The sequence below is a fragment of the Pedobacter sp. HMWF019 genome (assembly GCF_003061025.1).
GTDB lineage: Bacteria > Bacteroidota > Bacteroidia > Sphingobacteriales > Sphingobacteriaceae > Pedobacter.
Map to the genome: position 1 here is coordinate 1 of NZ_QAIL01000052.1, position 14,186 is coordinate 14,186.

The 14,186-nt window shown below is 40.1% G+C and carries 7 protein-coding genes; 1 reads left to right on the forward strand and 6 read right to left on the reverse strand.

Annotation, left to right across the window (positions count from 1 at the left end; all coding sequences use genetic code 11):
- Positions 1-156: 156 nt before the first annotated feature.
- The 5 genes from DBR11_RS03775 to DBR11_RS03795 all read right to left on the reverse strand — a co-directional run bounded on the left by DBR11_RS03775 (position 157) and on the right by DBR11_RS03795 (position 12,362).
- Positions 157-1,647 (reverse strand): SusD/RagB family nutrient-binding outer membrane lipoprotein, encoded by a 1,491-nt coding sequence (locus tag DBR11_RS03775; protein ID WP_108550285.1) that lies wholly within the window; start codon positions 1,645-1,647, stop codon positions 157-159.
- An 18-nt stretch (positions 1,648-1,665) separates the two neighbouring features.
- Positions 1,666-4,908, reverse strand: coding sequence for a SusC/RagA family TonB-linked outer membrane protein (locus tag DBR11_RS03780; protein WP_108550286.1), 3,243 nt, complete (start codon positions 4,906-4,908; stop codon positions 1,666-1,668).
- A gap of 234 nt (positions 4,909-5,142) precedes the next feature.
- Positions 5,143-6,498, reverse strand: a complete 1,356-nt coding sequence (locus DBR11_RS03785) for a SusD/RagB family nutrient-binding outer membrane lipoprotein (protein WP_108550287.1) — start codon at positions 6,496-6,498, stop codon at positions 5,143-5,145.
- Positions 6,499-6,519: 21 nt separating this feature from the next.
- The gene (locus DBR11_RS03790) at positions 6,520-9,762 is read right to left on the reverse strand and encodes a SusC/RagA family TonB-linked outer membrane protein (protein ID WP_108550288.1); all 3,243 of its coding nucleotides are present in this window, start codon (positions 9,760-9,762) and stop codon (positions 6,520-6,522) included.
- A 122-nt stretch (positions 9,763-9,884) separates the two neighbouring features.
- Positions 9,885-12,362 carry a M14 family metallopeptidase gene (locus DBR11_RS03795; protein WP_233260634.1) on the reverse strand — a complete coding sequence of 826 codons (2,478 nt, stop codon included), beginning with the start codon at positions 12,360-12,362 and terminating at the stop codon, positions 9,885-9,887.
- A gap of 92 nt (positions 12,363-12,454) precedes the next feature.
- Between DBR11_RS03795 and murF the strand changes: the two genes are divergently transcribed.
- The gene (murF, locus tag DBR11_RS03800; protein WP_108550289.1) at positions 12,455-13,777 is read left to right on the forward strand and encodes a UDP-N-acetylmuramoyl-tripeptide--D-alanyl-D-alanine ligase; all 1,323 of its coding nucleotides are present in this window, start codon (positions 12,455-12,457) and stop codon (positions 13,775-13,777) included.
- 73 nt (positions 13,778-13,850) lie between these two features.
- Here the strand turns inward: murF and DBR11_RS29475 are convergent.
- Positions 13,851-14,186, reverse strand: a 336-nt coding sequence (locus tag DBR11_RS29475) for a hypothetical protein (protein ID WP_158275201.1), incomplete at its 5' end; no start/stop codon positions are given.

Here is a 14,186-nt window from a genome sequence, read left to right on the forward strand (position 1 = left end):
ATAAAAAGCCGTCTCAACAGATTTGTTAATGCGGCTAATATCAATAGTGATTGAATTAAATTTTTTTGTTTTTAAAAAATCCTCTTTGATATTTTTTTGCAAAAAAAAATGGGGTTGCCTATGACAACCCCATAAAATACTCTTACTAAGATCTTCTTACTTAGTGGTCTGCCACCAAACAGGAACGGTTACAGCCACCGTTCCAGGATAGTTTTGATTAGTTGTTGCTTCGCTATCTGCATATACAAATCTTTGCGGCATAAGCGTTCCACCCAAAAGAGAAGCTTTAGAAGGAACAAGAAAATTTGGATATCCGGTTCTTCTGTATTCAGTCCAGGCCTCAAACCCCTGAAAACCACACATAGCAAAATACTTTTGCGTAATAATAATCTGGGTTTTAGCTTCCGGCGTTGCAGCAGCAGTTAATGCTGTCAATCCATAAGGAATCGTCGCCTGATTATAATAACTTACAGCATCAGAAACCTGTAATCCTACAGCCACAAAACTTGCCTCAATACCCGCTTTAAACAGAGTAGTTACATCCCCTGTTCCACCCAGACTTCTTGCAGCAGCCTCTGCCTGAAGGAATTTACTCTCCGATAAAGACATCAACTTCACAGGTACCACAGCAGAAGCCGGATTATTTGGATTTGCTCCAACCGTCACGCTTGGCTGTGAAACTGTTTTATTTAAGTTAGCAAGATAACTCCCTTGTGGGATCGAAGTAATAATATGAGAATTGTTTTTTAGTGAATCATAATATTTAAACTGTCTTTGATCATTACTTGCTTTAAATGCGTCAACAGCTGATGAACTCGCTACTAGATTCGGCGTTTTATTGAGTGCCACCATCTCGTTATAAAGCGGATTCTCATTTCCCCCAACGCTACTGTATTGAATAGAAGCATCCTGATTCAAAAACGTAGGATTACCGGCATAAATAGCCATAATTCCGGCCTTAGCCCTAGCCTGATCTTTATAAGAGATTCTTAAATAGGCTCTAAGTTTCAATGTATTACCAAAAGCAGCCCATTTGTCTAAATCACCTTGAAAGATTACGTCCTGATTTCCCGGGTTATTCGAAGTTGTCGTCTTCAGCAATGCGAGTCCTTTATCAATATAGTTAAAGATACTATCATATACCAAAGATTGGGCCTCATACTTTGGACTTCTAAACTCTACTCCCTGCAAAGCCTGACTTAATGGAACATCTCCGAAACCATCCGTTGCCAATTGAAAACCATAAGCTTTCAAAATATACGCCATGCCCTTAGTTTGTTCCGTATTAGGAGTTTTATTGTTAATGATCAATTGCGCATTTCCCAGGATACTTCTGTAAATTCCCCGCCATGAAACATCAAAATTGGTTCCTTTCTGACCGTATTGGTCAATAATCTTATACTGAGGTGCATTCGGATTTTGTGTCCAATATTGCGCATAAAAATTTCCATTAATCTGGAAAGAATTACCAACAATCTGACCAACAGCAAGCTCTACAGTAGGCAAAAGCAGATCAGGCGTAGTACTCTCCGGGTTATTTGGATTTTGATTGATGTCTAAGAATTTCTTGCAACTACTGAATCCCACAGCAAAGACAAGAGCTAATATTAGCAATTTCTTAGGGTTAATAATATCTTTTGTTCTCATGATGATAGAGTTATTTTTTTAGAATGAAACTTTTAGGTTGATGCCATAATTACGTACAGAAGGCTGCGCAGTAAAATCGAATCCTTGTGCATTTCCAGCACCAGAAGAATTAATCTCAGGATCAGCAAACTTATTTTCTTTCGCTGTCCAGATAAACAGGTTGTTACCATAGATACCTACTGTTAATGCACCAAAGGGACTGCGTCTTAACTGATCTTTTGTAAAAGTATAGGAAAGAGCAGCTGAACGTACTTTTACATAAGAAGCATCAATTACATTCACTCCATCGTTCACTCCAACACCAGCATACAAATCCTGTTTATTATAAGTAACAGATGTATTTGGCACCAAAACTCCCTGGCTATTACGATAAACAGAATTCGGGAAAATCACCCCGATTCTATCTCCTCCTGTCTCCAGCGAAGTTCCCACAAATCCAGTAATATCTTTTGTTCTGGAGTAGAATTTCCCTCCTTGTTTGGTATCAAAAAGGATGTTAAAATTAAGTTGTTTGTAGCGAATGTTTGTCCCCCATGAAGCTTGATATTTAGGATTATAACTACCCAGATACTGTGCTTCAGCAGTTGCCAGAGGACGACCACTCGTAGCACTAACAATCGTTCTTCCCTGATCATCAGTCTGATTAGTCACCCCATAAAATTCTCCATAAGGTCTGCCAACAGCCGCAACAATTGACATCCCGGAGTATCCACCTACTGAAACCTGATCAACTCCAGGCAATAATGAAATTACCTTACTATTATTCTTCGTATAGGTTCCAAATAATTCCCACGTTACATCTGTTGTTTTAACAACGCTTCCTCTTAAACTTAACTCAACCCCCTTGTTTTGAATTTCTCCAGCATTGATATATGCGAAATTATATCCTGTTGATCCAGGAATAGGAACAGGTAAAATCTGATCTTTAGAACTATTTTTATAATAGCTAAAATCAACCGAGGCTCGTCCCTGTAAGAAGCCCAACTCTGTACCAACTTCAAATGAACTTGTTTTTTCAGGCTTTAAATTAGCATTTGCAATAGTACTACTTGCCATTAAACCAGCAACATTACCAAAAGGCAGGGTTGTACTTCCAAAGCTAGCCAAAATATTACCTCTTAAATATGTGTCAATCAGAAGATAGGGATCTGTATCATTACCTACCTGGGCCCAGCTTGCTCTCAATTTACCATAGCTTAGGATATCAGCGACAGAAGATTCTTTTAACAATTCAGAAAAGACAAAAGACCCACTTACACTTGGATAGAAGAATGAATTGTTTTGAGTTGGCAAAGTTGAAGACCAGTCATTTCTTGCGGTTGCCTCCAGAAATAAATAATTTTTATAAGACAAGTTCAGGTCAGCATACAGGCCAAACAACCTTTTCTTGCTAAGAAGATCCGTAATGTTATTGAGCGGTCCATTACTATTCCCCAAATTATACCATCCTGGAACGACCAAACCTCCAGATGAATTCGTTGCTGTTTCATTGGAATTGGTTTGTCTTTGACGAATATTATTTCCCAACATTAATGATCCCTGGAAATCATCGTTAAATTTATGGGTCGCCGTAACCATCAAATCATGAGTAAATTCTGTTACATTATACTGATCAATTTCATAAGATCCATTACTAGTACGAGCATTATCTACAGGATCATAGTTTCCTGCCTCATCAGCAGGTTTATAATTGTATTTTGGTTGTAATAATCTCCTTCTGTCAGAGTAGGTATCAATACCAACCCTCTCTTTTACACTTAACCAGCTTAATGGCTTGTATTCCAGGTTAAAATTTCCCGTTACACGACTAACATCGTCAAAATTGTCTGAATTTGCCAAAATCCAATATGGGTTTTGAGTGTATGCACCGTAATAACCATATAGGTCTGGATGTGCCACACCATTTACATCAGTATAACCATACCCATAATATTTATTGCTCAAGTCTTTTAACTGAGTAACAGGAATATCCCTTGGCGTCTGCAATAAGTTATTATAGATGGAAAGATCTCCCTGTCCTGTCCCAACTTGATTTGCATTTATTTTAGAGTAGTTGAAACTGATACCAGCAGTAAATTTTTTGCTCAGTTCAGTTGTACCATTAAATCTTACGCCATATTTATTATAGACATCCTTATTTCCAGGAAAAATCCCGTTGGAATTTAAAGCATTTAATCCTAAGTAAAAAGTAGATTTTTCACCTCCACCAGAGAAGCTAAGGTTATTGTCTGTCGCAAATCCCGTAGTGAAGAAATCCTTAATATTATTCTTAACTGCCGAGTAAGGTTTTGTTAACTGAACACCATCAATTTTCTGTCCCCAAGGTTGTACGACCCCCGTAAAAGGACCACCCCAGCTACCATTCTCTCTAGGATCGTTAAAATAAGTAACTGTTCCATCATCGGCAATATCCTCATAATAACCCTGTCCGTATTGATTTTGAAAATCAGGCAGTTTTAAGATAGAAGAAAAAGTATTAGAGGTATTAAACGTGATGGCCATTTTATCCGAGTTCTTTTTACCACTTTTTGTAGTATAAATCAATGCACCATTGGAAGCACGGGATCCGTAAAGTGCGGCTGCCGCTGGTCCCTTTAACACCGTAACAGACTCAATATCATCCGGCGAAATATCATTACCTCTGTTTCCGAAATCTGTAGAAGACAGCGCATCTCCCCCAATAATACTGGAGTTATCTATTGGAACACCGTCAATTACGATCAGAGCCTGATTAGAACCAGCAATAGAAGATCCGCCACGAAGCACAACTCTTGAAGAACTACCAGGTGTACCTGAAGTAGAAGTAATGTTAACCCCTGCTACTTTACCCGCCAGTGCATTCAAAACACTAGGGCTTCCTCCCTGGGTTAATTCATCATTTTTCACAACCGGAGCAGAATAGCCTAAAGTCCTCTTCTCTCTTGTAATCGCATTTGCAGTAACAACAACTTCACCAAGCGTCTTTGAATCTGTTATTAAAGCTACATTAATCACACTTCCAGCACCGATTGTCACATTTTGAGGAAGATATCCAATTGAAGAGAATTCAATTGTGGTTGATCCTGCGGGTACTTTTACAGAATATTCTCCGTTTGTACCGGTTAAAGTACCTCCTTGTGTCCCCTTTATTCTCACGGAGACCCCTGGCAAAGGAAGACCATCGTCTTTTCCTTTCACAGTACCAGTTATTGTTCTGTCTTGAGCCATTGCAGCTACTGCAATGAACAGGAACAAGAACAAACTTAGTATAAGTTTTTTCATAAATAAAAATTTAGGTTATGTATAATAATATTTAAAGTTACCAAATTGTAATTCACAAATACCAATTTATTTCAATAGTCACTACCTATTTAGCCTGTTAACAATAAATTTGTTACTCAATCCTTGTTTATTGTAAAATAACAAATCAAAAAAGGCGCCCAATATTCTTGGACGCCTTTTCTCATTAACTTACAATTTAATGAAATAAAACATTTTCAATATTCATCGTACTACTTACTGCACATCCCACCACACCCGTTTTGTCAAACTGGTGTTTTTAGGCGAATTGGAATTGTTCCTTTGTTCGCCAGAAGGATAAGGCAAACTTCTCGGCAATGCTCCACCCAAGGCACTTCCTGCTGGTGCAACCAATGCTGGTATTCCAGTTCTTCTCCAATCGGTCCAAACTTCCGGACTTAAAAACAAAGCAATGTATTTCTGCGTCATAATATCCGCTAATGCAATAGTACCGGCAGTCTTGCTTACCGTTGCCGCATATGCTGTACTACTTATAGTTCTCTGCAAATTAGCTGTAACAGCCGCATTATAAGCTGTTGCCGCTGCTGCTTTATTAGGAGATGCCTTTTGAAAATTACATTCTGCTTCAATAAATTTAAGCTCATCATATGACAACAGTACAACAGATGAAGATGGACTTCCGTATAAAGTACCTAATCCACCATCTCCATCACTGTAGACATCCAGCCTCGGATCTGCCGCTGCAGTCATTAAATCATAAATAAATCCAGTAAAAACAATATCACCACGCTGATCATTAAACTGAAACCAAGGGTTTTGTGTAGGCAAACTCGTACCGGCAAAAGGCACTAAAGCGCCCTCACCTGGCTGAAAGCCACTTGCAACTTCAGCTAAGGCTTTATCATAATAAGAGGCATCTCTTTTAGCCAGGTGTAAATAGAATTTTGCCCTTAAAGAATGTGCAAACCTCAGCCATTTTGTTAAATCTCCCTTAAACAAAAAATCCTCAGCGCCTGGTTGAAAAGCACTTCCATCAGAAGTTCCCAAACTTGTAATGGCGTCACTAAGCAGCTGATCGATTGCAGTATAAACTTGCTGCTGCGTATCATACTTTGGTTGCAAATTGGCAAGCCCCTGAAAAGCCTGGCTATACGGAACATCTCCCCAAAGATCGGTTGTCAGGCCAAGGTTATTGGCCATCATGATCTTTGCAACGGCAGCATAATGGCCTTGCTTTAAACTATTCGCAACATTAATCATTGCATAAGTATTGTTCATAATACCACCACCATATAAGCCGGTAGTCCACATATTGTCTACGTCATCTGCCGATACAGCATAACGGTTTGCGGAGAAGGACTGATTCGCATCACCTGTTGTCTGCTGCATAAAAATAGAGACAAATCTGGATGCATCTCCTCCCCATTCATAGCCTGTAGATGCAATAATACCCGGCAAAAGACTAGACGGGACCGGGTTCTTTAATTGAGAGGGATCGTCATTGATCCCATTATAAAAATATCCTTTTTTACAAGAGGTCATCAAACTTACCGTTCCGATAAGCAAGATCAACCCAACTCTTGTTATTCTATGTATATTCAAAAATTTCATATTCTTTATTTTTAAGATAGATTAGAACTTGAATTTCAGGTTTAGACCATAGCTTGAGGTCCCTGGGTTATTAAAATAGTCCATTCCTTGTGAGCTGGTTGCCCCAGTTAAACTCGTTTCAGGATCTATTCCATGGTAAGGTGTCCAAATGATAATATTTCTTGCAAATACCCCAGCGGTCAGCCCCTTAACAAAAGGATTATCCTTTCTCTTTGTTAAAAGTTTTCCAAAATTATAAGAGAGAGAAACTTCCCTTAACTTTATATAAGATGCATCCTCTATAAAAGCCTCATTTAAATTACCAAATCCACCTCCGTCACCCAAATACCATGCTTCATTCAAAGGAACGCTTTTTGAGTTCGCAGAACCAGCACCTGCCACTTCATTCCCACTCGAATCAAAGTGAACCAAATCCCCATTTGCATTCAAGTGACCAGATACACCAGGAAATACGGTATTTGTATTTCTATTGTTGGTCAGATCTGATGTACCAATCGCAGCTAATGAGCCACGGGTACCATTCCAAAGATCTCCTTTAAATTTCCAGTCAATCAAAGTATATAAAGACAATCCTTTATAGGTAAACGTATTCCCAAAGCCCATTAAAAATTTAGGATTGGGATTTCCTATCTCCTTCTGGACATTTGTATTGGTTATAGGATATCCAACATTGTCCCGATCATCTATCACTATGTTACCGCTATTATCTCTGGTATATCCATAGCCATAAATGATACCAGCAGGCATATTGGGTAACTGAGCAATAACAGTACCCGTAAACCCATTCAATGTAATTTGGTTTACTCCTGGCGCTAAAGACAGCACCTTACTTCTATTCATGCTAAAATTCAGAAAAGAATTCCATTCAAAATCCGTATTTTTAATCGGAGTACCATTAACTTGTATCTCCAAACCTTTATTTCTTATCGAACCAGAATTCAGCGTCACGTATTGATAGCCAGAAGATCCCGGCACCGGTGCCTGAACAATCAAATCCTTACCTTTGCTATAATACCCTGTAACATCCAAACCTAAGCGATTACCGAAGAACTGCAATTGGGTTCCCAACTCGTATGCCGTTGTTTTTTCTGGTTTCAAATCCGGATTACCCAGTACATTATTCAAACCAAACGAACCATAACCATTTGAAGGAAAGGAAATACCACTGGTATAACCATCAGGAAATGTAGTAGGTACATAATAAGAATTTAACAGGAAAGGCCCTGGATCTTTACCCACTTGCGCAATTGATGCCCTTAATTTACCCATGCTAAGAACCCCTCCTTTTACACCATCCAGTTCGCTAAACACAAAGCTCAAATTTGCTGATGGATAAAAGAAGGAATTTTTTCCTTTTGGTAACGATGAAGTCCAGTCATTTCGGCCTGTAGTTTCCAGGAACAACATATTATTGTAGGATAAATTCAAATCGTAATAAATCCCTCCTTTTCTGTAAGGTGTAACAAAGTTTGCCGATTTCAAGGTACTCGCATTATAAATATTATCGAATCCTGGCGCAATCAGTCCATCCCCCTGAACATATAGTTCATCCATTTTTCTATTGTAAAGGTTACCCCCAACTTTTCCATCAAAACGCCAGCTGTCGTTAATTACCTTAGTATAACTGAAGATCAAATCCTGATTTATGCTTCTATAAGTATAGCGATCATCGAATATTCTACCACCAGAATAAGCACCGGATTGTATTTCATAATATTGATGGCGATTGTCATTGTATGTATCCAAACCCGCCCGATAAGTTGCACTAAATCCATCTCCAATCGTATAATCCAGCTGCAAATTACCCATAAGCCTATTTAAAAGCGTTGAATACGGATTTTTATTTATTGTCCAGTACGGATTATCATAAATTCCATTCCTGTAAGATCTTTGTAATCCGTCGCTAAATAGGTAAGCCTTAGGATCACTTGCATCCGTTGCACCGTTGGAGTTGTCAAAAGAGATTGGGGTTCTGGTTAAACCCAACATAATACCAGATAGATTGCTTCCCTGTTGTGGCATATTCCCATTGCTGGTGATATATGTCATCGTTGTCGAAATCTTTAATTTCTCGGAAAGTTTCAAATCACCGGCAAAAGTAACCGAGGTTCTCTGAAAATTCTGCAATGGGACAATAGAATTAGCATATGAGTTGCTCACAGAAGCTCTATAGGTTGCAATATCATTACCCCCACTTACTGCAACTGAATTGTTAAAAGTGGCTCCGGTTCTAAAAAAGTTGTTTATATTATCATACGGCACAAAAGGAATTTTTGCTGATGCACTACTCCTGCCTACAATATCCCCATGCTGATCATATTCATTAGGAATTCCATTCCAGGAAAGCGTATCTGCTTTCGCTCCCCACGAGTAACGATTAGTGGAAGAAAAAGGAGCAATCACTCCTCCAGATCCTTTAACCCACTGGTTTTGCAGTTTCGGCAGGCGATTCACTTTATCAAAAGAAACACCTGTATTAAAATCTACTTGCACCTTACCCGCTTTTCCTCTTTTAGTCGTAATTACGATGGCTCCATTTGCCGCGTCAATCCCATAAATTGCGGCTGCAGCCGGACCTTTTAAAACGGTAATGCTTTCAATATCACTTGGGTCAATATCTGCACCCCTGTTAGAATTAGATGCCCCTTGCAAGAGATTATTCTTGGCGTCTGATGGATCTCCCGAATAGTTCTGTGAATTATCAATTGGACTACCATCAATCACAAATAAGGGCTGGTTATTTCCTGTTAATGAATTGGATCCTCTCAGTTGGATATAACTTGAAGATCCAGGTGTGCCAGATGAAGAGGTTACCTGTACACCAGCAATCTTACCAGAAAGAGATTTCAGCACATCACCCTGATCCGCTTTGGTCAGGTCATCCCCTTTAACACTTTGTGCAGAGTAACCAAGAGCCCTTGTTTCTCTCTTAATACCCAGTGCCGTTACCACAACCTCAGACAGACTTTTAGAATCCGAAACTAAAGTTGCATTGATCACTGACTGTGACCCTATTGGCAATGTTTGTGTAAGAAAACCCAGGTAAGAAAATTCAAGAGCCGTTGCCCCGGATGGAACCTGGACCTGGTATTTACCATCCGATCCGGTTACCGCACCTCCCGGCGCACCTTTAATTTTCACGGTGACGCCGGGTAAAGGGAGGCCATCATCCCCTTTTACACTGCCGGTGATGGTTCTATTCTGTCCCATAGCAGCTACTGCTACAAACAGAAATACGAACAAACTCAGTATAAGTTTTTTCATAAGTAAATAAATTTAGGTGAATAATATTTGAGGCGCTAAAATTATGCTTGCATATTAATATCGCCCCACCTAAATTTACGGAATAATATTTCGAATAAAAAAATATTACAACAACTTAATTTCTAATTCATTAAAAAAACAGCATTTGTAAATAACTGCTTCCCGCTTTCCCAAAATAATCTAAACAAAACATCACTCCCCAGGTACACTACACTACCTTTACCTATTGGCTGCACGCCCAGCAGAAGACCGTTCTCCAATTTCCGTTGCACATTCTTGCCCGCTAAACCGGCCACATATCCGCCAGGTTTTAACATTCCCACATTCCAGCCTTCTGTTAACGGCTCATAAATTTTATCCTCAGTCATTAACATATAGTAATGATCCAGTCCCCAGCTCATCGGATGTGCCTTATCCAGGTTAACTTTATATATAGCACCAGGAATCGCATCATCAAAATCATCCTTTTCTCTATCCTTATAAGTATGCAGTTTCTTCTTATCCACTTTCACCACGTCTTCCTTCTTTTTAATCTCAAAAGGTTTTTTATCCGCAAAAGCAGCAATTGCCCCCTCCATCAAAATCAGTTTACCTCCATTATCTACCCAATCGTCCAGTTTTTCATGTAAATCTTTCGGATAATTACCATCCGGAAGCACCAATACATTGATCTTGTTCAGATCCAGATCACCAAGATTTTGCACACCAATCATCGATACCGGATACTTTAACTCCTGATCAAAAAAGGCCCAGACCTCACCAACAGCAAGGGATGCCGTTTCCGGTCCCGAAACAATCCCCACCTTAGGTACCGTCAACAACGTATACGCCGAAGACCCAAAATCCCTTCCCTTATCTACAAAACCACTCATTACATACCTCAGTTGAACCCCAAACTGATCGGCAATTGCTTCTATTCTGGCACCCGCCTGAGGGAAAATTTTCTCATTTTCTCTCCTGTATACCAATAAAGTTCCCGGCTTATAGCTCTGGCCCTCCGAAGTAAATGCCTCCTCAGCCACCCGCACCTTAATCCCAGATCGCTGTAAAGCCATCAACACCTGCGCATCTTCCATAGAATTCCAGGAAAAAGCCCAGGCATAAGGATCTCTTACTACTTTTCTGGCAACCGTCGCTTCAGCCAGATCTGCATAACTCCCTTTTATCGGCTCTTTCAGTGCATATGCAGTTAAACCGTAAGCATAAGGCAATGCCCAGGCCGTAATATCATAGGTATTAGAATCCGTCACCACTGTAGAAGGTTCAAACAATACACTCGCCAGTACCGCCTTTGGCTGATGCAAATTCAACACCAGATCATTTCGCTCCAGCTTAAAATTCCCTGCTTTACGGGTTTCAAAATTAAAACCACTCAACTGCTGCGTTCCCCCAAAAGAAAACTCAATCTGATTTTTAGCCAGTAAGCCGGCCAACTTCTTTAATCTTGGCAGGTTATCCGCTTTCACCACATAAGTCTGATAATTTCCCGGAGGCGAAGCAACCGAACGCTCAAAATAAGCAGCAAATTCTGTTAACAACCTTTCTTTATGTGTAGAAACCGACTCCAAAGTCGCCATACTCGTGGTAAAATGGTGTGCTATCCTATCTTTCAGGGTTAAGGTATCCTTATCTACAGTCAGCACAGCCAAACCAGCATTAATGCCCCCCTGTTCATAGGTCATTCCAATCGCTCCATTATATAAAGGATAGGTATCCCCATAAGAAGGATATAACAAATCAAAACGTTCTTTGGTAAAATACTGCCAGCCGTTTTGATCAAAATACTTTGCATTGTTTTTTCCAGCAATGACCTGGAACTCCCTTTGCCAGGAATTGATGTCCTGATGAACTGGTTCTGCTGCCGGCGCAAAATAATAAGGTTCATTATAGCTCTGTTCATGAAAATCTACATGCACTTCCGGCATCCAATCCTGGTACAAGGCCAAACGCTGCTGCGTCTCTACTTGTGTCTGCCAGGCCCAATCCCGGTTCAAATCAAAATAATAATGATTTGAACGCCCTCTTGGCCAGGGCTCCATATGTTCCCTTGCTTCCGGATCAGCATTAGGAACACTTCCCACCACCGAATTAAAAAAATTCACATACCTGTCACGGCCATCCGGATTCAAACAAGGATCTATAACAACCACTGTATTGCTCAACCATTGCTTTACATTTGGCGCGGTACCTTCGGCCAAAGTATATAAGGTCTTCATAGAAGTTTCCGTAGAACTGGCTTCATTGCCGTGCACATTATAACTCAGCCAAAGCACCACAGGCTGTTTTGCCAGTTCAAAATTCCTTTTGCCGGCCTTACTCATCAGCAGGTTATTTTTCCGGATTTCCTCCAGCCTGCCCATGTTATTTTCAGAAGAAACCACGGCCACGAGCAGCTCTTTTCCCTCATTTGACTTGCCATAAGAGATCAACTTTATATTCTTATGCACGGAAGCCACATACTTAAAATAATCCACCACCTTTTGATGCGGTGTAAAATGACTGCCCAGTTTATAGCCTAAATAATCATCGGGCGATTTGGTTTGCGCCTGAACTGAAACCATTGTGCCAGCCAGTAAAAGAGAGAGAAAAAGATACTTCATAAGAATAAATATACTCCAAAATACTAAAGATAATTTTTTGTTTGTGATCCATAGTGTAATTTTACCTATACATTCAATTCTTTTTAACCCGCATGTCAAACATCGAATCTCTTTATCAGCACTATTTAACACACAGAACCATTTCTACCGACACCAGGAACATCACCAGGGGCTGCCTGTTTTTTGCCTTAAAGGGAGAACACTTTGACGCCAATACCTTTGCTCAACAAGCCCTGGAACAAGGTGCCGCCTATGCCATCATAGACAATCCGAGCTACCAGCTCAATGCACAATGTATTTTAGTAGAAGATGTTCTGACCACCTTGCAGGAGTTGTCCAAACACCACCGCCAGCAATTGAACATACCAGTCATCGGCCTAACCGGCAGTAACGGAAAAACCACAACCAAAGAATTGATCAATGCCGTACTCAGCCAGAAATACAAAACCTTTGCCACCAAAGGCAATTTAAATAACCATATAGGTGTTCCGCTATCTCTGCTCTCTATCCATGACGAAATAGAAATTGCCGTTATAGAAATGGGTGCCAACCACCAGAAAGAAATTGAGTTCTTATGCACACTGTCCCAGCCTACCCATGGCATGATCACCAATGTAGGCATGGCGCATCTGGATGGATTTGGTGGTTTCGAAGGTGTTAAAAAAGGAAAGGCAGAACTGTACGCCTATCTGAAACAACACGATGGCTATGCCTTCATCAACCACAACAATTCATATTTAATGGAGATGAGCGACACAGCAGGCCTGAATAAAATAGTTTACTACGGCACCACAGCCGGCACAGAAACCAACAACTCGGTTTCTGGTACTCTAATTAAAGCAGATCCTTTCATTGAGATCAGCTGGGTGGGACAAAATACCCCTGCACAACAGCAAAATGTAAAAGCAAACCTCACTGGCGCCTACAATTTCGAAAATATACTAGCAGCCATTTGCATAGGACAGTTTTTTGAACTTGATGCAACAGCAATCAATAATGGCCTGGCCAATTATTTCCCAAGCAACAACCGCTCACAACTCACCAAAACAGAATCCAACACCGTTATCTGCGATTTTTACAATGCCAATCCAAGCAGTATGTCTGCTGCCCTGACCAATATAAAAGGTCTGTCTGCAGAAAACAAGGTGGCCATAATAGGTGATATGTTTGAACTCGGGCCAGAATCGCTTGAACAACATGACCTGATTGCCGCAAAAGCAGAACAAGCGGGATTAAACACCTTAGTCTTTATAGGGAAAGATTTCTATGCTTATAAAGACAAATACAAAGGACAGTTCTTTACGACACCCCAGGAAGCCCGTGAATTTTTACAAGCGAATCCGGTAAAAAACAGCCTGGTTTTATTGAAAGGATCAAGAGGGATGGCACTGGAACAATTAATGCCTTTGCTATAATTTTTTACCATCCCTCTCTACTTATTATAAACAGAATAATTTCAAGCATCAAAATCAACAGAAGCTTGATTTACTAATTTACATCAATAACCAAACAACTACTTAATGGATTATCATCATAATGCACTCTGAGGGTTTGTTCAAAGAATTTGAGATAAGAATGGACCTCCTCATAAAAAACCCTTTCCCCCATCGTTAACCGTATAGCAGATGCACGTACAGGAATCATTTTATCATCCACAGACGTCATATGCTCCACCCGATCATGACCAAAAACACGATTAAAGCTCTCACTCAGAAACTGAAACAGTTCCGGAATAGCCGGCCAGTTCTCCAGAAAAGATAAAATAGACCCACAATACTCCTCTAAATAATTCGGGTTAGCCTTACAAGCATCCCTATAATATTC

Bases quoted from the DNA above. Each gene is read 5' to 3' on its own strand.
- DBR11_RS03775 (WP_108550285.1), bottom strand. From the start codon at position 1,647: ATGAGAACAAAAGATATTATTAACCCTAAGAAATTGCTAATATTAGCT.
- DBR11_RS03795 (WP_233260634.1), bottom strand. From the start codon at position 12,362: ATGAAGTATCTTTTTCTCTCTCTTTTACTGGCTGGCACAATGGTTTCA.
- murF (WP_108550289.1), top strand. From the start codon at position 12,455: ATGTCAAACATCGAATCTCTTTATCAGCACTATTTAACACACAGAACC.
- DBR11_RS03790 (WP_108550288.1), bottom strand. From the start codon at position 9,762: ATGAAAAAACTTATACTGAGTTTGTTCGTATTTCTGTTTGTAGCAGTA.
- DBR11_RS03780 (WP_108550286.1), bottom strand. From the start codon at position 4,908: ATGAAAAAACTTATACTAAGTTTGTTCTTGTTCCTGTTCATTGCAGTA.
- DBR11_RS03785 (WP_108550287.1), bottom strand. From the start codon at position 6,498: ATGAAATTTTTGAATATACATAGAATAACAAGAGTTGGGTTGATCTTG.